The sequence below is a fragment of the Barnesiella intestinihominis YIT 11860 genome (genome assembly GCF_000296465.1).
Classification (GTDB): domain Bacteria; phylum Bacteroidota; class Bacteroidia; order Bacteroidales; family Barnesiellaceae; genus Barnesiella; species Barnesiella intestinihominis.
This window is the reverse complement of record NZ_JH815206.1, coordinates 352,331-371,926: the sequence shown is the minus strand read 5'-3', so window position 1 is coordinate 371,926 and position 19,596 is coordinate 352,331. Positions and strand designations below refer to the sequence as shown.

14 protein-coding genes and 2 tRNA genes are annotated in these 19,596 nt (G+C 46.2%); 12 read left to right on the top strand and 4 right to left on the bottom strand.

Translation table 11 applies throughout. The features are described from left to right. Positions 1-247 precede the first annotated feature (247 nt). From HMPREF9448_RS13440 to HMPREF9448_RS13425, 4 genes are all read right to left on the bottom strand, one after another. Positions 248-320, bottom strand: a tRNA-Gly gene (locus HMPREF9448_RS13440). Positions 321-331: 11 nt separating this feature from the next. After that, a tRNA-Tyr gene (locus HMPREF9448_RS13435) sits at positions 332-414 on the bottom strand. Between the two features lie 26 nt (positions 415-440). Continuing rightward, positions 441-932 (bottom strand): 6,7-dimethyl-8-ribityllumazine synthase, encoded by a 492-nt coding sequence (gene ribH, locus HMPREF9448_RS13430; protein ID WP_008863124.1) that lies wholly within the window; start codon positions 930-932, stop codon positions 441-443. Positions 933-1,010: 78 nt separating this feature from the next. Further along, positions 1,011-1,682, bottom strand: coding sequence for a tetratricopeptide repeat protein (locus HMPREF9448_RS13425; RefSeq protein WP_008863123.1), 672 nt, complete (start codon positions 1,680-1,682; stop codon positions 1,011-1,013). A 253-nt stretch (positions 1,683-1,935) separates the two neighbouring features. Here HMPREF9448_RS13425 and recF point away from each other — a divergent pair, with 253 nt between their 5' ends. From recF to HMPREF9448_RS13365, 12 genes are all read left to right on the top strand, one after another. Beyond that, on the top strand, positions 1,936-3,042 hold the full coding sequence (recF, locus tag HMPREF9448_RS13420) for a DNA replication/repair protein RecF (RefSeq protein ID WP_008863122.1): 1,107 nt from the start codon (positions 1,936-1,938) through the stop codon (positions 3,040-3,042). Continuing rightward, on the top strand, positions 3,039-3,329 hold the full coding sequence (locus tag HMPREF9448_RS13415; protein WP_008863121.1) for a DciA family protein: 291 nt from the start codon (positions 3,039-3,041) through the stop codon (positions 3,327-3,329). Before recF ends, HMPREF9448_RS13415 begins: the two co-directional genes overlap by 4 nt. A gap of 17 nt (positions 3,330-3,346) precedes the next feature. After that, a complete protein-coding gene (locus HMPREF9448_RS13410; protein WP_008863120.1) occupies positions 3,347-3,787 on the top strand; it encodes an acyl-CoA thioesterase in 441 nt (146 codons plus the stop codon). 74 nt (positions 3,788-3,861) lie between these two features. Then, complete coding sequence (locus tag HMPREF9448_RS13405) at positions 3,862-4,476, top strand: SIS domain-containing protein (protein ID WP_008863119.1); 615 nt, start codon at positions 3,862-3,864, stop codon at positions 4,474-4,476. Positions 4,477-4,487: 11 nt separating this feature from the next. Then, the gene (locus tag HMPREF9448_RS13400) at positions 4,488-5,417 is read left to right on the top strand and encodes a carbohydrate kinase family protein (RefSeq protein ID WP_008863118.1); all 930 of its coding nucleotides are present in this window, start codon (positions 4,488-4,490) and stop codon (positions 5,415-5,417) included. After that, entirely contained in the window at positions 5,309-6,568 is a 1,260-nt protein-coding gene (locus tag HMPREF9448_RS13395) for a tyrosine-protein phosphatase (RefSeq protein WP_083855880.1), read from the top strand. The genes HMPREF9448_RS13400 and HMPREF9448_RS13395 overlap by 109 nt, the downstream gene beginning before the upstream one ends. 728 nt (positions 6,569-7,296) lie before the next feature. After that, entirely contained in the window at positions 7,297-9,117 is a 1,821-nt protein-coding gene (locus HMPREF9448_RS13390) for a DEAD/DEAH box helicase (protein WP_008863116.1), read from the top strand. 891 nt (positions 9,118-10,008) lie between these two features. Further along, the gene (locus HMPREF9448_RS13385) at positions 10,009-11,124 is read left to right on the top strand and encodes a Fic family protein (protein WP_008863115.1); all 1,116 of its coding nucleotides are present in this window, start codon (positions 10,009-10,011) and stop codon (positions 11,122-11,124) included. Positions 11,125-11,333: 209 nt separating this feature from the next. After that, entirely contained in the window at positions 11,334-12,290 is a 957-nt protein-coding gene (locus HMPREF9448_RS13380) for an NAD-dependent epimerase/dehydratase family protein (protein WP_008863114.1), read from the top strand. Positions 12,291-12,296: 6 nt separating this feature from the next. Then, positions 12,297-13,490, top strand: coding sequence for a glycine C-acetyltransferase (gene kbl / locus HMPREF9448_RS13375; RefSeq protein ID WP_008863113.1), 1,194 nt, complete (start codon positions 12,297-12,299; stop codon positions 13,488-13,490). A 718-nt stretch (positions 13,491-14,208) separates the two neighbouring features. Next, positions 14,209-17,661: a tetratricopeptide repeat protein gene (locus HMPREF9448_RS13370; protein ID WP_008863111.1), complete on the top strand. Its 3,453-nt coding sequence runs from the start codon at positions 14,209-14,211 to the stop codon at positions 17,659-17,661. Between the two features lie 113 nt (positions 17,662-17,774). Further along, positions 17,775-19,349: an ADP-ribosylglycohydrolase family protein gene (locus tag HMPREF9448_RS13365; protein WP_083855879.1), complete on the top strand. Its 1,575-nt coding sequence runs from the start codon at positions 17,775-17,777 to the stop codon at positions 19,347-19,349. Positions 19,350-19,596: the final 247 nt, after the last annotated feature.

Genomic DNA, 19,596 nt, shown 5'->3' with positions numbered 1-19,596 from the left:
ACGGTACACGATAGGGGGAGAAAAGATATGTCCGATATAAACAGACTGATGTGATGGAGTTTTCAACCCCTCCGTCACTTCGTGACACCTCCCCTATATTTTGCATGGCAAAACACCCCGCAATGCTACGGGACACGGCAAGGGAGTAAGGGAATAGTTCTGGCTTGCTGCATAACCGGTACTTTAATCGACAGAAAAGAAATAAAAAAGAGAGGGTACATCGAAGCGATGTACCCTCTCTTTATAGAGCGGAAGACGAGGCTCAAACTCGCGACCCTCAGCTTGGAAGGCTGATGCTCTATCAACTGAGCTACTTCCGCAATTTTTTTTGTGGGCAAAGATGGATTCGAACCACCGAAGGCGTAAGCCAGCAGATTTACAGTCTGCCCCATTTGGCCACTCTGGTATTTGCCCTTAAAGCGAGTGCAAAGATAGCACTCTTATTTTAATTTACAAACGAAATCGTGCATTTTTATTGCCGTCACTGCCGCTTCGTCGCCTTTATTGCCCAATTTTCCTCCGGCCCGATCCTTTGCCTGTTGCATGGTATCGGTCGTCAACACCCCGAAGATGAAGGGTATCCCGAACAGGGTATTGAGATGTGTAATACCTTGTGTGACACTTTGACAAACATAGTCGAAATGAGGCGTATCTCCCCGCACGACACAACCGATGGCAATCACGGCATCGGGCTGGTAAAACTCGGCCATCTGCTGCGAGGCAAAAGTCAGCTCGACAGTTCCCGGCACACGGGCCACATAGATATTCTCCTCCTTCACCCCGTTACGGAGCAGGGTATCGACAGCTCCTTTCAATAGAGCATCGGTAATCTCGGCATTCCATTCGGCGGCGGCGATAGCCACTTTCATGCCCGAAGCATCGGGCATAGTATCGGCGTCATAAGACGATAAATTGTGATAAGCAGTTGCCATATATTCGGTTTCTCTTTTTGAAATAAGGCCGCCTTTCGAAATGAGAGACGGCCTTACCGATATGATTGAATTTCTTAATTACTTGTTTTGGGCACGCTCGATGTAACGTTCTATTCCACGAGCATCGTTGGAGGTAGGATATTTGTCCTTAATCTCCTGATAGAGTTTCACGGCAGCTTCGTTGTTACCCACTTTCTCATAAGCCGCGGCAGCCTTTTTCAAATAGATGGGACTGAAAACCGCATTGTCGGATACCTTAGCGGCTTTCTCGAAATACTTGGCACTCTCGGCATATTTTTCCATATCTACCAGACAGTTCCCGATAGCGGCAGTCACGGCAGGAGACAACACGGTCTCGTCCGCACTGAATGCAGAAAGATATTTCTGTGCCGTTTCGTATTCCCCTTTTTCATAATAAGCCAATCCCAAATAGGCATTCGCCAAATTACCGGCAGCCGTCGAACCGTATTGGTCGACAATCGTCAACAAACCGTCGAATTTTTCATTACCGTTAATCGCCAAATCGATAGAATCGTTTTCAAAAGCCATAACAGCCTGATACATCGCAGCCTGAGCTTTATCCTCACGGGGCAACAGATAGAAATGACGTACCCCCAATATAGCTCCGACAATCACCACTACGACCAGCAATCCGAGCAAGAGGGGTTTCTGATACTTTTCAACAAACTGTTCCGACATAGAGAGAGCTTCATTCATTTTTTCAAGCTCGTCTTTTTCTTTTTCTGCCATATTTTTCTTGTCTTTTAATTATTTTTTATCCTCTACACAATTCCTATTATACAGAATCGAGTGACAAAAGTAATTTATTTCTTTTTATAAATAAAATTTCATCTTCATTTTTTTGTACGAGAAGCTCTAATAGACCCAATTATGCGCATGATTTCCCCCACTCCCACGACTTTTTCATTCCATTTCCATCGAACATTATTCGCAAAAAATAAAAAAGTTTGCGTATGTTTGTAGAAATAAAAGATAACCCGACATGATTCTTTCCCGGCTATCCATAGTCAATTTCAAAAACATTGCCCAAGCGGATCTGAGTTTTTCGCCCAACATCAATTGTTTTTTAGGCAATAACGGCATGGGGAAAAGCAATCTGTTGGATGCTATCTATTACCTTTCGTTTTGTAAGAGTTATACCCGCAATCCCGATTCGCAGAACATCAGGCACGGAGAAGACTTTTTCGTCGTACAAGGTTATTACGAGCGTAACGGAAACGAAGAAGAACTGTATTGCGGTATCAAACGCCGACAGAAAAAAGCGTTCAAACGGAACAAAAAAGAATATGACCGGTTGTCGGATCATATCGGGTTTGCCCCCTTAGTCATGGCCGCTCCGTCGGACAACGAATTGATTTTAGGCGGAAGCGAAGAGCGAAGAAAGTTCATAGACTTGGTTATCAGCCAATTCGACAAACAATATTTAAGTACGCTCATACGGTACAACAAAGCGTTGGAACAACGCAATGCTCTGTTGAGACAGGAGTGTTCCGAAGAGATGCTATATGACATTTGGGAAGAGCAAATGGACTCGACAGCTGCACAAATTCACAACAGCCGCGACCGTTTTCTGCAATCGTTTATTCCCGTATTCCGGCGGTTTTACAACGAAATTTCATCGCAAAACGAATCGGCCGATCTCATTTACAAATCCCATCTTTCCGAGGGCGCACTGCTGCCGCAACTGAAAGCCAACCGCCACAGAGACCTGATACTGGGATATACCTCCCGAGGCATACATCGGGACGACATGGACATGATGCTGGGTGAGTATCCCATGAAACGCATAGGCTCGCAAGGACAATGCAAGACTTATCTGATCGCCTTGAAACTGGCTCAATACGATTTTTTGCGGGAACAAGGCGATACCGCGCCTATCTTGTTGCTCGACGATATTTTCGACAAGCTCGATGCCGAGCGCGTAAAACAAATCGTGAAATTGGTTTCGTCAGATCATTTCGGGCAAATATTCATTACCGACACAAACCGGAAGTATTTGGACGAAATCATACATTTCATCGGGTCGCAATACAACATTTTCTCCGTCGATCGGGGAGAAGTTAAAATCTTGGAGGGAAAAACGCCATGAAAAAACAAGATGCACTTCCTATCGGCGACATTATCTCCCAATTCATCTCGGAAAAAAATTTCGGGCAGAAACTCGACGAAACGCAAGTCATGCGCTTGTGGCCCCGAATTGCCGGAGAGACGGTAAACTCTTATACGCAATCGATGTATGTACACAACCGAACGCTCTATGTGCGTCTATCATCTGCTGTTCTTCGCAACGAGCTGACGATGTTGCGAAACGAACTTCTAACCCGTATCAACGCAGAATTCGAACATCGGGTTATCGACAACATTATTTTCAGATAAAGATAAAAAAACAGACAATGGAAACAACATCTCCTGCATTTCGACACACGCTTCCGCTTCAACTCCGCTTCAACGACATAGACCTGCTGGGGCATGTAAACAACTCGGTATATTTCTCTTTCTACGACTTGGGGAAAGCCCGTTATTTCGAGACCGTGAAAGCCCAGAATATCGACTGGAAGAAAGCCGATGTCGTTGTCGCCAACGTCAATGCCGATTTCCTATCGCCCATCTACCCGGGTGAACCCATCGCTGTGCAAACCTGCACGGTCGAAATAGGGAACCGCAGTTTCAAATTGTTACAGCAAATTGTCAATACCGAAACCGGGCAAATAAAGGGTGTTTGCCATACAGTCATGGTGGGATTCGATATAACGGCCGGTCGTGCCGCCCCTATCAGCGACGAATGGAAAGAGGCGCTTTGCCGGTTCGAAGGAAAAGAACTTCGGAAAAAGTAACGAAATATAGCACGTAGTCCGAGCTTTTTCATCGCGTTTTATTACTTTTGTACAAGATAAAGCCTAAAACAAATATGAATTTTACCGAAAAAATAGAGGAAATCCTACGAAAAGAGGCTCAGGCCATTCTGGATATACCGGTCACAGACCAGTTTGAAAAAGCCGTCGAACTTATCGTCGAGCAGGTACATCGAAGGGGAGGGAAACTCGTTACCAGCGGAATGGGAAAAGCCGGGCAAATAGCCATGAATATCGCTACCACATTTTGCTCGACCGGGACTCCTGCCGTATTTCTTCACCCCAGCGAAGCTCAACACGGAGACTTGGGCATATTGCAAAAAAACGATTTGATGCTGGTCATCTCCAACTCGGGGAAAACTCGCGAAATACTCGAACTTCTTCAACTGGCTTCGAACCTAATGCCCGAATTGAAATTCATCGTCATTACCGGGAACAACCGAAGCGAACTCGCCCAACGTGCCGACGTATGCCTTTTTACCGGAGCCCCGGGAGAAGTATGCCCACTTGGGCTAACACCGACGACCTCGACCACGCTTATGACGGTTATCGGCGATATTCTGGTCGTAGGCGCTATGGAGGCGACTCATTTCGACGCCCATCAATATGCCTTGCGCCACCACGGAGGATACTTGGGAACCCGTTCCAGAGAACAAAGTCAGAATAAATAAACCACGAGGACATGCGTAAAATCATAGGCATAGGAGAAACTATTCTCGACATTATTTTCAGGAACAACCAACCCTCTCACGCCGTTCCAGGAGGTTCCACGTTCAATACGCTCATTTCGCTAGGGAGATTAGGTGTACCGGCCACATTCATCAGCGAAATCGGGAAAGACACGGTCGGTGACATCATCATCGACTTCATGAAAAAAAATGGCGTTTGTACCGAGAATCTGGATATTTTTTGCGAAGGGAAAACACCCATCTCGCTGGCTTTCCTCGACGAGAATAACGAAGCCCGATACATGTTCTACAACCAGTTTCCCGAAGAAAGACTCAACTTCGTGTGGCCGCGCATTGAAAAAGACGACATTATCATATTCGGGTCTTATTTCGCCTTGAATCCGGCACTTCGGAAAAAGGTATGCGAGCTGGTGGAATTTGCCAAAGAGAGAAAAGCAATCATCTATTACGATCCTAACTTTCGCGATGCCCATGCCCATGAAGCTGTGAAACTCATGCCATCGGTACTCGAAAACCTCGAATATGCCGACTTGGTGAAAGGTTCGGCAGATGACTTCAACAATCTGTTCCACGTCACAGATCCTCAAAAAATATATACGGATCATATCAAATTCTACTGCCCGAACTTTATCTGTACGTTAGGTAGTAAAGGAGTGAAGCTATTTTGTGAAAAAGGCGACAAACATTTTGCGACAACCCCTGTAACACCTGTCAGTACGATCGGCGCAGGCGATTCTTTTAATGCAGGAGTTCTGTTCGGACTGCTCAAACACGACATTACGCTCGATAAGCTATACAGTCTTACTCCCGAAGAATGGGAACCGATCGTACGATACGGAATGGAGTTCGCCGCAACCGTCTGTTGCAGTATGGACAACTACATAACACCGGAGTTCGCTGCGAATTATATTACCCCGGAGTAATCCAAACGCCCTATAAATATTCTAAAATAAAACAAACCTCGGTACGGCTAACTATCGCATTGTCTTATATTTGCAATAAAATTTCATCACCGAACGATATGCGTTACCTACAACTTTGTTCTTTGCTCCTCGCATTGAGCGCTTGCTCTACGCACAGCCCAGACATTGATGTGGCGTGTGAAATCGACTTGCAAAACAACTACTTGTTAAAATGGGAAACCACGCCGAGGATCGAAGGAGAAGTTCAAGTTTACCGATCGACCGACCCCGAGCATTTCGATACAGCAAAAGAACCTGTCGCAACAGCAAGCATTCAGACAGGTTACACCGTTGTCCCGGATAGTCTGCAAACATATCGTTATTACTTTCTTCTTCGGTTTAACGACCGATACGACCGTATCGTAGGGCCACGTGCCGAACGATTGAAATATATCGAAAACTTCCGGGACTTAGGCGGATATGAAACCAAAAACGGCAAACAAATACGATGGGGGAAAATTTTCCGGTCGGGCGAATTTAACTCTTTGACGGCAAACAGCATCAACCGGATAAAAAACATGGGGATAAAAACATTAATCGATTTTCGGGATAGCGAAGACATCATCAAAACGAGTCCCGAACTAGGCTTCGATAATGTAATCAATCTGCCGGGCTCCCTTCATTACAGACAAAATTTATTACCCCGACTCGAAAAAGAGGAACTGAGACGAGGAGATGCCAACCTGTTCATGCAAGATCTATACGTCGCGATGGTTTCCGGTTCGAAAAGAGCCTTCAAATCAATGTTCAACCAGTTGCTGGTAGAAGATAATTACCCCATCGTTCTCAGCTGTATAAACGGAAAAGACTATACCGGATTCGCCGTATCGCTTTTACTCAGCGCTTTGGATATACCCGAAGACGTTATCATGAACGACTATCTGCTCTCCAACCGTTATTTCGACAAACGAAGAACCTCGTTCGATCCTAAAAACTGTTGCGACGAAACACAAGAAGCTCTATCGTTGATACAATCGGCCGACAGCCGATTCCTATCCTATGCCCGCGATTATATCCGTCAACAGCACGGGTCTATCAATAACTACTTGGAAGAAGAATTAGGACTTACACCCGAAAAGAAAAGGCAATTAAAACATCTGCTGCTACACTGATCTTCGAACGGTCTTTAAGAACAATTCCAAGAAACATATGAATATAAGTCACAATATGAAACCGGGCCGATTCGAAAAATCGCCCCGGTTTGTGTTATACTCTTTCATCAAAGAACTATCAGAAAGCATGGTTCCGTAGAAAATCAGGGGTATTAAACCTGAATGTTAGCGATGAATCTCTTGTTGATAAATACATTTCTGTCTTCTTGGTGAATGATTAAAGCCACCGAATAGATTCTTGAAAAATTTAATTTCTCCGTCACTGCGTGCCCCGTAGCTTTACGGGGTATTTCAATTTTCTCTATCGAAGATATTTTAAAACTCCTCCTCTGTGTTTTGCTATGCAAAACATAGGGGAGGTGGCACGAAGTGACGGAGGGGTTAAGGTATTAGTTAGGTGATTCCAAAAGACGATATTATACATTTAACCTCTTCTCCCCTGCCATACCCTAGTATTACGGGGAATTGTGTAAATAGTATAGAGGAGAGGAGTTAGAGGTATGAAAGGAGAAAAATTACTAAATATCGACCAATCCGAAATTATTCTGTTTTTTCAAGCAGTATATTGTACTCAAATCGAATATATTCCGATTTTTATCGTACCTTTGCCGGCACAAACAAAACTTTAACGTACGACAAGTTTTTATTCACCCTCTCCCCTTAGCCCCATTGAGGACGAAAAAAGGCCTTGTGCCCATGCGATAAAGCAAAAAATTACGACATTATAAATGAAAACATTTCAAGAATTAGGTATCTGCGACGAGATACTGAAAGCGATCACCGAGTTGGGATACGAGAATCCTATGCCCGTGCAGGAGCAGGTAATCCCTCATCTACTTAACGAAGAAACCGACTTAGTAGCACTGGCCCAAACCGGCACAGGAAAAACTGCCGCGTTCGGGCTGCCCGTTATCCAGCGCATCGATTTATCTCTGTGTAAACCGCAAGCGCTCATCTTATCGCCCACACGGGAACTTTGTTTGCAAATAGCCAGTGACCTGACCGATTATTCGCAATATGTCAGCGGATTGCGTATATTGCCCGTATATGGAGGTTCGAGTATCGAGAGTCAAATAAAAACACTGAAAAAAGGCGTACACATCATAGTCGCCACACCGGGACGACTCGTCGACCTGATCGAACGGCGCACGGTACAACTCGACCATGTTTCGACCGTAATCATGGACGAAGCCGACGAAATGCTCAACATGGGTTTCCTCGACAGCATCAACGCAATTCTTTCCAAAGTACCCCAAGAGCGTAAAATGCTGCTCTTTTCGGCCACCATGCCCAAAGAAATCGAGCAGATCGCGCGTACCTATATGCACGAACCGAAAGAGGTAGTCGTGGGAAGCCGAAACGAAGGAGCCGAAAACGTACGACACGTGTACTACATGGTACATGCCAAAGACAAATATCCGGCACTCAAAAGAATCGCCGACTATTACCCAAATATATACGGAATCATATTCTGCCGTACCCGTCGGGAAACACAAGAAATCGCCGACCAACTTATCGCCGACGGATACAATGCCGACTCCCTCCACGGAGAGTTGTCACAAGCCCAGAGGGATGCGGTCATGCAAAAATTCAGATTGAGAAACCTGCAATTGCTCGTCGCCACCGACGTTGCCGCCCGCGGACTCGACGTTACCGACTTGACCCACGTCATCAACTACGGATTGCCCGATGACATAGAGACTTACACGCACCGCAGCGGACGTACCGGCAGAGCTGGGAAATCGGGTGTTTCGGTCGCCATCGTGCACAGTCGTGAAAAAGGGAAAATGCGTGCCATTGAAAAGATTATCGGCAAAAAATTCGAGCGGGGAATGGTTCCCACCGGAGAACAAATCTGCGAGAAACAGCTCTTCAACCTCGCCGACCGTATCGAAAAAGTAAAGGTAAACGAAGAAGAGATCGCCAAATACCTGCCGAACATCTCCCGAAAACTGGGGTGGCTCACCGAACAAGACCTCATCAAGCGAATCGTATCGCTCGAATTTAACCGGCTCATAGATTATTACCGCGATACCCCCGATTTGGATATCCCCGACGAAAACACTCGCAAACCCAAAGAGGGTAATTTTGCGAAGGAAGGACGTAACGGACGTAAAAAAGACATTCGCACGGCCGAAGCCGGATTCGAACGTATATATATCAACTTGGGAAAGGCTCACGGATTTTTCCCGCCCAACCTCATCGAAATGGTCAACTCCCTCGTACCGGGGCGTGTAAACATAGGACGTATAGACCTGCTGTCTTCCTACTCGCTTTTCGATGTGGAAAAAAGCAGCGCTCAAAAAGTCGTCGGAGCACTGAAAGGCAACGAATTCTACGGACATCGCATATATGCCGAGTTGGCGACCGATAAAGATTACAGCGCACCGAAAGGAAAAAGAAAAGGCAAAGAAGAAGGAGGACGCAGAACGAACGAAAAACGTTACGGGAATTCCCGAAGGGACCATTCGGAAAGCCGGTCCAGACGAGACCGTTCTTCCTCCAAGACAAAGAGAAGCTCATACTCGTCCAAGAAGAGAAAAGGATAAATGCGCTGTGACGCAAACTTCCGACTACTTGAATATTCAGATGTAGACTCTATCACCATACGAAAAGCCGGCCAATCGTTGGTCGGCTTTTCTTTTATATTGCAGAAACGAAATTTTCATCTGGGTTCGATTCAGTAAAAATCCGTGAGGGATAAACCTGAATTTAGCGATGAACTTCTTATCGGTAACCACATTCCAAATCTCTTCGGAGAGGTTGAAAAGATTTCATAAGATTCTTAACTGTAAGGGTTAACGCTTTCACCCAAATGGCACTTTCTCTCTATTCCCTTGTGTCTTCACCACCCGATAAAGATAGGGTATTTGGGAATGATGTTTTTGTTTGGATTAACTCTCTCGCCCTGTGGGCACTCCCCCTATATTCCCTTACGGGAACACCCAGTAATGCTACGGGGAGCTGCGTTAGCTATATAGAGAAGAGGGGTAAAATAGCCCCTCCCTCTGCTCATCGCAAATGAATAGAGTGTTACTTTAAACTCCTCCTCTGTGTGGCGAAGCCATATAGGGGAGGTGGCACGCAGTGACGGAGGGGTTAAACAATACAATCGAACAACCTTTCTAACCCCTCTCCTCAGAAACTACCGTTCCTTCGGTCTCTCCCCTATATTTTGCGGAGCAAAACACAGGGGAGAAAGAGCAATACCAACAGCAGGAACAAAATTGAGTACTCCCCTCTCTCCCTGCCGCTTCCCGTAGCATTACGGGGTATCGCACTGTAATAGGGAAAGTGCCCACAGGGCGAGGGGATTGAAAAGATTATATAATTTTTGATGGAGGGGGTAAAGGCATAAAAGGACAATCCCCACTAATTATCGACTGAGTCTTGTTTTCTCCTCTCGATCCTACTATATTTGCATAAAATATAGATATATTATGAATATCATTCAAAAAATCAAGTTGAATAATCCAGAAAAAGAAAACCTGCAAAAAACTCTATATGAAATAGATACTCTATCAAAAAGATGGACGGGGATTCAAAAATCGGGAGAATCGGACTCCGAAGCGATACAAAAGAATATCGAAACGACTATTTCGGCTTCGCTCTCCCTCGAAAACATACCTTACACGGCTTTGCAAATCCAAAAGATAATAGCGAGACAAAAAGCTACCAATGACAAAAAACAGAGCCTTATTATAGGATACGATACCGTACTGAGGGCACTTTATACCCACCCTCACAACTATCCGCTTCTCGAAGACACTATCGTCACGATACATGCGGCCCTGTTTCCCAACGGGAAAATACATTCGAACGATGAACCGGCCGGTAAACCCAGCGTCGTCAATTTCCTCGACTACAAAGCGCCTACCCTATTCAGCCGTAACCAAGCGGTATCGGTCAATAACGAAATACGGGATTTGGTCGAATGGACCAACGACGAATTAAGTAAACACGAACATCACGCACTCGTTGTCATCGCAGCTTTTGCCTACGAATTCATTTCCATACACCCGTTCCGGGAAGGCAAAGGAGAACTATCGCGCATTCTTTCCACCTTGCTGTTGCTGCAAAACGGATACGAATGGGCCAAATTCGAATCTATCGATAATCTCATCGAGAAACGTCGGACAGAATATTATGGAACCTTGAAAGAGGGTCAGCAAAATCGCTACTCATCTCGCGAGGATATCTCGGCATGGATTCTATTCTTGTGCGATATATGGCTTCAATCCATACGAAACCTCGTCCCCACCCCATTAACCGAGACGACCCCCACACTCGATTCGACGGATATTCCCCTACGAAACAAGAATATAACGTCACACTCTGCCGAACCGGGCAACCCGCCTGTCTATCTGAACGCCCGGCAAAAACGGATATTGTCTTTCATGGAAGACGAAGGCCCGGTAAAAGTAGGCGACATCGCACAAGCCCTCAAACCCGTGTCCATCAACACGATAAAAAAAGATTTGCTCTATCTGCGGCAACAGAATTTCGTCGAAATTCACGGAGTACTGAAAGGTTCCATATATACGTTGAAAAAATAGAACTTTAAAAAGGTGAAAAATTAAACCGTTTCTCCATAACAATCGGGGCAAAAAATATATATATTTGCACAGTATGTGAAGGGGCGGTCGTAGTAGAGCTCAATCGCAAGATTTTGTTCACTATATATAGCTTTCCCCGAAACAAAAACAACCTTAACGATCCATTAACACACATCAACCCGATTATCTAAAAAGGAAACAAAAAGACAATGAAAAAAATTCTTGTAATCGGAGCGACCGGGCAAATCGGTTCGGCATTAATGACAAAACTCCGCAAAGAGTATGGCAACGACAACGTCGTAGCGGGATATATCGAGGGCGTGCCTCTAAGCGATGAGTTGAAAAACGGCGGCCCTTTGGAAATTGCCGATGTAACCAATGCCCAACAAATCGCAGCCATCATCGACAAATATAAAATCGACTCGATATACAACTTAGCAGCCATATTGTCGGCACAAGCCGAAAAGCGTCCATTATTGGCATGGAATATCCAGATAGGAGGAGTACTCAACCTTCTCGAAATATCGAGAGAAAAAGGTTGCTCGCTCTTTACCCCCAGTTCCATAGGCGCATTCGGCGACTCGTCGCCCAAAATGAAGACTCCGCAAGAAACCATACAACGGCCGCGTACCATCTACGGAGTGAGCAAGGTATCGTGCGAATTGCTGAGTGATTATTATTTCTATCGCTACGGGGTAGATACCCGGTCGGTAAGGTTTCCGGGACTCATTTCGTACGAGACATTGCCGGGAGGCGGTACGACCGACTATGCCGTAGAAATATACTACGCCGCCGTCAAGGGCGAGAAGTTCGAGATTCCGGTCAAGGCGGGGACATTCATGGATATGATGTACATGCCCGATGCCCTGAAAGCGATGGTGATGCTGATGGAAGCCGACCCGTCCAGACTGAAACACCGCAACTCGTTCAACATCGCATCGATGAGCTTCGATCCCGAAATTATCTACAACGAAATCAAGAAATTCTATCCCGATTTCGTAGCCGAATACCGTATCGACCCCGTGCGGCAACAAATAGCCGATTCGTGGCCCGATATGCTCGATGATTCGTGCGCCCGTGCCGAATGGGACTGGAAACCCGACTACGACCTCGAATCGATGTCGATAGACATGATCGACCACTTGAAAAAGAAACTCCTTAAATAAACGCCTATGTTCACACAAATGAAAGATCATCTGGCAAAGCAGCTTGCCGAGATAAAAGCAAACGGACTGTATAAAGTAGAGCGTACGATTATCACGCCGCAAAGTTCTGCCATACGAATTACCGAACATAGCGGAAAAGTGTTGAATTTCTGTGCCAACAATTACCTGGGACTATCCGACAATCCCCGGCTCATCTCCGCCGCGAAAAAGGCGATGGATTCCCACGGATTCGGCATGTCGTCGGTACGGTTCATTTGCGGGGCGCAAGACCTGCACCGCGAACTCGAAAAAGCGATTGCCCGCTATTTCCATACCGAGGACACGATTCTCTATGCAGCTTGTTTCGATGCCAACGGAGGCGTATTCGAACCCTTGTTCACCGAAGAGGATGCCATCATCTCGGATGCGCTCAACCATGCATCGATCATAGACGGCGTGCGCCTTTGCAAAGCCAAACGCTATCGCTATGCCAATGCCGACATGGAAGAACTCGAACGGTGCTTGCAGGAAGCACAGGCTCAACGATTCCGTATCATCGTCACCGACGGAGTATTCTCGATGGACGGTAATGTGGCTCCAATGGACAAGATTTGCGACTTGGCCGAAAAATACAATGCTTTGGTCATGGTCGACGAATGTCACTCGGCAGGAGTCGTAGGCTCCAAAGGAAGAGGAGTAAGCGAACTGTACAACCTGTACGGGCGTATCGACATTCACACCGGGACATTGGGAAAGGCTTTCGGAGGCGCTATCGGCGGATTCACCACCGGACGCAAAGAGATTATCGACATGCTGCGTCAGCGGTCGAGACCCTACCTTTTCTCCAACTCGCTCCCTCCCGCCGTAGTAGGAGCAGGAATAGAAGTATTCAAAATGCTCGACGAAAGCGACGAACTCCATACCCGCTTAATGGAGAACGTCACCTATTTCCGAGACAAGATGCTCGCAGCAGGCTTCGACATCAAGCCTACCCAATCGGCCATTTGTGCAGTCATGCTGTATGATGCCAAGCTATCGCAATCGTTCGCCGCACAAATGCTCGACGAAGGCATTTATGTAACGGGGTTCTATTATCCTGTCGTTCCGCAGGGCCAAGCCCGCATACGGGTACAACTTTCGGCCGCTCACAAGAAGGAAGAACTCGACGCTTGTATCAAGGCATTCATTAAAGTCGGAAAAAATCTGGGAGTCCTCAAATAAAATTACGATTCCTCATACAGAGACAAAGGTCGTTTCCAACATTGGAAACGACCTTTGTCATTCGTAAATCGAGCCGACGGTCAATCTAATGATTCTGTAGAAAATTCATGGGGTGGAAATGAATTTCAGCGATGTATTTCTTGTCGACAAACACATTCCTATCTCCTCGGTGAACGGTAAAAAAGTAGCTGAATAGCTTTTGATAAAAATCAACCCCTCCGCCACTTCGTGTCACTTCCCCTATATTCCCTCGGGAACACCCCGCAATGCTACGGGACACGGCAAGGAAAGAGGTTAAAAAATACACCGATAGTGTCATACCAATCCCCCGCTGTTCTAAGTTAAAATACAAGGGAAGAGTGTAAAATATCTCACAATGTCGCAGAGCACGACAGGGAGAGGATTAAAAGTGCTGCTCCGAACCTTATTCCCTCCGGCGCTTTGTGGGTATCTCCCTTCTCTCCTATTGCTTCGCAACATAGGAGAGACACAGAAGAAACAATCGTTTCTGAGAAAAGGGATTAGAGGTATGAAAAGACAGTCCCCTCCGATTTCTTATTGATCCGATATCCTCACTAATTATCGACTGAGCAAATTAATCGCATAACGCCTTGTTTTTTAATAAAATTCAGCTACATTTGTAAATACGAACTACATACGGGACTGAACATACACAAGCGATCGAACGCTTATCGACTGTATCAAGATAAATCGAACCATGAAAACAAACCGAGTCATCAAAATTTTTCTCGCCTCCTCCGAGGAGTTAGAGGCCGATCGTTATCGTTTCGGGAACCTCATTAGAAAACTGGACAATATTTATGAGAAACGAGGCATACGCATCGAATTATTCGAATGGGAAGACTATGATGCCGCCTACAACGGCATGCGCAAGCAAGACGAATACAACGAACGAGTGAGAGCGAGCGACATGTTTCTGGCACTATTTCATAAAAAAGCGGGAAAATTTACCATCGAGGAGTTCAACATCGCCCGAAAAGCGTTCGACGAGCAGGCTTCTCCCAAGATATACACCTATATAAAAGACCTCGAAGCAGGCGAAAGCGAAAGTAGGGAACTGGCAGAGTTCAAACGACTCATGCTCGAAGAGCTGGGGCACTATTGGTGTCGATACAGCAACTTCGACACCATGCAGCTGCATTTTGTCCTACAATTGCAAATGGTAGAGGCCACCACCCCGATAAAGGTGGAGGTAAAAGAGTCGCAGGTGAAAATAGGAGACAGTACGATCGCCGACTTGAACAATGTGCCTTTTACCTCGGAGAATGCCACGCACAGAGAACTGCAATCACGGAAGGAACAACTCGATCGGGAAATCGGTAATGCCGAGTCAGGCGGCCGGAGAGGATTCTTCGGGCAACGTTCCCGTATGACCGACGAGGAACTCGCTAATCTGAGGGAAGAACGCGAGAGTGTAACCGAACAGATAGAGCGACAAGAAAAGGCACTCGTAGACACAGCAATGTCTATCGCCCGCATGCAGGGCGGTGAATGCAGCCCCCGTATGAGAACAGCCGCCGAACTGTTTGAAAAAGGAGAGATCGACAAAGCGGAAGCCGTTCTCAAAGAAGACGATATGGAAGCCGATGCCACGAACGCAAAATTGAAATTCGATACAGCAGCGCAGCCAACCGCCGAACTCACCCGAAACATAGAACGATGTGCGGGAGAATACATGCTTAAAGCTCGTATCGTCGTCAGTGGAATAGCCGACGAATCGAGATACCGACAAGCGGTAAAACTCATGTCAACGGCGATAGACCTTGTTTCGGGACGACTGCCCGAAGAAACATTGGCAGAATACCTGTTCGACTATGCCGTACTGCTTACAGATACAGGTCAACAAACAAAAGCCCTCGAAACGTGGGAACGACTATCGGGCATATACGAACGTTTATATCGCAAAGCTCCTCAGAAGTATGCCTACGGTTACGCCGGCGTATTAAACAATATGGCCGTACTTTACAGCGATAAGGGCGATTTCGACCACTGCCTATCCAAATACTTGAAAGCCATAGACATTTATGATTGGCTCGACCGGGAAGAACCGGGCATATATGACGACGATATAGCCCGTCTCAAAAATAACCTCGGAACACTTTACTCCGACCGGGACGAATATAACAAAGCCTTATCGGAGTTCAACGAGGCTGCACGCATACGATTTGAGCTCCTCGCCAAAGACAACGACCCCGATTCCCGATCGGCTTTGGCCGACATTTATTGTAATATGGCTACGGCATTGCAATTTTCGGACCACCCCCAAGAAGCTCTGCGATACATAGCCCAAGCGCACGCCATACTCGACGAGCTGGACAAGGAGTTTCCGAGAATATACGAGTACAAACTGTACTCGATTTTAAATCGGGAAGGCTCGATTTATACACGGCTCGACCAACTCGACAAGGCGGAAGAATCCTTGCAAAAATCCCTACAATTGGCTACGAATCTCGCCTCCCGCATGCCATTGGCTCATAGTGCCGACTTGGCCACGGCAAAAATGGAAATGAGCGGGCTGAACTATGTGCTCGGCAAAAACGAAGAGGCAAGGAAAGGTTTCTGCCAAGCATTGGATATATTCAGACGGTTGCAAACGAAAGAACCGGTTTACGACCACCCAATCGCCACCGTTCTCCAAAATTTGGGTGTCATCTGCCGCCACGAGGAGAAATACGAAGACGCGGAAAAGTTCCTCAAAGAGGCACTGGATATTCGCGAAAGACAGCACGCCCAAGTCCCATACTCCTTCACCGCCGACCATGCCAAAGTCTGCCGGGACTTCGGAGATTTGCTGGTCGATATGGGAGAAAACGACCGGGCCGGCGAGATGTTCGAGAAAGCGGTAACGCTATATACAAATGCCGCCGAAAAAAGCGGACATCTAAAAGTATCCATCGCCGATTCGATTTATGCATGGGCAGATACTCGCCTCGACTCCGAGGAATACGACCGGGCCGAATCCCTGTTCAAACAAGCATTGAGCATATACAGCAGGCTCACCGACGACAAAACGAGCTACGACATGGCACGAACATGGAGCCGCATGGGCGATCTCTATATGCTTTGGGAAAAGCCCCAAGCCGTGCCTTCTTATGAAAAAGCACTATCGATGTTCAAGGAACTGCACGCCCCAGACTCCGACTATCGAGAAGAGACGGCTCACATAACCAACTGTATGGCACTAATTTCCAGCGCAAACGAAGAATATGACCGAGCGAGTGAGCTATACGAAGAGTGTATATCGATTTACGAATCTCTCTGTAACGACGGGCACGACAATCGAGCCGACTTAGCGGAAGCCTATTGCAGTCTGGGCGAAACCCATTGCAATCTGGAAGCAGCCGAACCTGCCCGCGAATGTTTCGAAAAATCGTTGAAACTTTATCGAGAAATAAATGCCTGCCCGGTTCCCCTGCATATCGACAAAATGGCAGTCGTATTGAAGAAACTCGGTATCGTACTTTATGTATGCGAAGAATACGACACAGCCATTACGCTCTATCTCGAAGCCTACGAATTACTAAACGCCATCTACCGGAAAACAGGAGAATGCGGCGAAGAATTAGGTTCGGTAGCGCTATGCCTTTCGGAAACATTCGCAGATACCGGAAAAGCCCGAAAGGCGAGAAAGTACTACGACATCGCTTTGAAATTCGGAGCTATCGAAGAAGATGATGAGGAGGATTACAACGATGACAAAGATGAGGAAGACGAAATCGATGAGGACATGGAGGAAGATGACGAAGACGGCGAGTGTAAAGAAGGCAATGAGACAGACGAAGCTCGAACGATAGAAGACATAAGAATCGCCAAGAAAAACGCCCATCGCTTTAAAACGGCATCGGACTATCTGGAAGCCGCAAAATGCTATACTGACAAGGGAGACTTGCAGAAAGCGAAAGAGTTATATATCGATGCAATAGACATCTGCGAAAAATACCTCGTCGGAGGATTTACCGAAGACACCTATCGGGTAAAAGCAGAATGTTGCAGGAATTTCGCCGATATAATCAAGGAAGAAGGACACCTTGAAAATGCTATGGCTTTCTATCAAGAAGCTCTGCGTATCTATAAAATACTGAAATTCTATTCACCGGACTATGAACAAGCCCTATCCGAAGTAGAAAGGCGCATAAAAATTTTCACATAAAAGAGACTACCTATCATATAAAAAGTTAAAAAATGATATATATTTCAACCTTGACTATCCTTTTAACAAACCTTTCTGTCTCTTTATCATAAACTTTTAACACATTAAAATTTATGATGAATACCATGAAAAAAGGATTGGGGTTACTCATGCCTCTTTTCCTAATGGCTTGCAGCCAACAAGCTACGATCAGCAAAGACACTCTGAAAGACAAAATCGCCGGTGGGTGGGCAGGTAAAATGATAGGGGTATCTTACGGACTCCCTACCGAATTCAAAGCATTGGGCAAGATGTATGAAGATTCTATCCATTGGACTCCCGTCCGAGTAAAAGATGCTTTGTGGGAAGACGACTTGTATGTACAGCTAACCTTGATGGACGTAATGGACAAACACGGTATGCAAGCCGAACAAAAAAAATACCAAGAGGCTTTGGCAATAGCCGAGTTCAGACTATGGCACGCCAATGTACAGACCCGCAAAAATTATTTCGACAGCATATTTCCGCCCCAATCGGGACAGCCCGAATTCAACCTCCATGCCGATGACATAGACTTTCAAATTGAAGCCGACTATATCGGGTTCATGTGTCCCGGTATGCCGCAGACAGCCAACAAAATGGCCGATTATATGGGTCATATCATGAACTACGGCGACGGTGTGTATGGCGGTGCATTCGTAGCCTCGCTGTATAGCGAAGCCTATTTGCAGAACGATATCCGGTCTGTCATCGAAAAAGCATTGCTCTCTTTACCGGCCGAAAGCGGCTATCGCAGAATCATTGAAGATGTCATCGCTTTTCACCAAGAAAATCCCGATGACTGGACTAAGTGCTGGCAAATGTTAGAAAACAAGTGGGCTCGCGCGAACATTTGCAACCCCGGTACGAAATACAATATCGATGCCAAACTGAACGGAGCCTACATCGTTATAGGATTGCTCTATGGAGAAGGAGATATAAACAAGACATTGGAAATATCCACCCGCTGTGGACAAGACTCCGACTGCAACCCGTCCAACGCTTTGGCTGTTTTGGGTATCATCAAAGGATTCAGCGCATTCCCCCAAGAGTATAGAGAAGCTATCGAAAAAATCGGAGACAAACCGTTCGTTCACACCAACTACTCTTTCAACAAAGCGGTGGAACGCACTGCGGATTATGCCGAAAAACTCATTGTGGAAAATGGCGGTAAAGTAACCGAAGACAGTTACTCCATCGTACTGCAAGAACCGGTTGCCCTTCCTATGGAAGATGCGTTCCCCAACTTGGTATACAGCAAACGCGCAGCCATCGTCGATGCCGACAAAGACAGTTGCTGGACTTTGAAAGGGAATTGGCAGGATGCCGAAAACGGTTATGTGAAATATAGCGAACAAGCCGGCGATGAAATAATGTTCACTTTCGAAGGAACAGGAGCTTCTATCGAAGGCTGGTGGGTTAAAAACGGAGGCAAAGCCGACGTATATGTCGATGGTATATTCAAACGCACGATAGACTGCTTTTACTACTATGCCAAACAAGAACACCGCAACATAAACATCTTCCACATCTTGAACTTGGAAGAAGGGAAACACACCATTAACATAGTAGTCAAAGGAGAAAAGAGAGAGGAATCGGAAGGCTGTGCAATAGGTGTTCGTGGCGCCATCGTTTTCAAAAACGGCACAAAGTCATACGATGCCATATAGAAAGCCCTACATTCATTCTTATCGGCAGTAAATCTCAATAAATGTATTCCCCTATATTTTGCTGTGCAAAGCACCCGTAATACTACGGGGCACAGCAAAGGAGGAGGGTAAAATATTCAAAGTAACATTTCACGACACCTTTCGAAGCCCCTGTATTACATGGGGCAATGAAATAGAGAGTGATGCCCCGAAGGACAAAACGGGCGGGACATCGTGAAAAAATGACAAAGGTCGGCGGGGAGTTTCC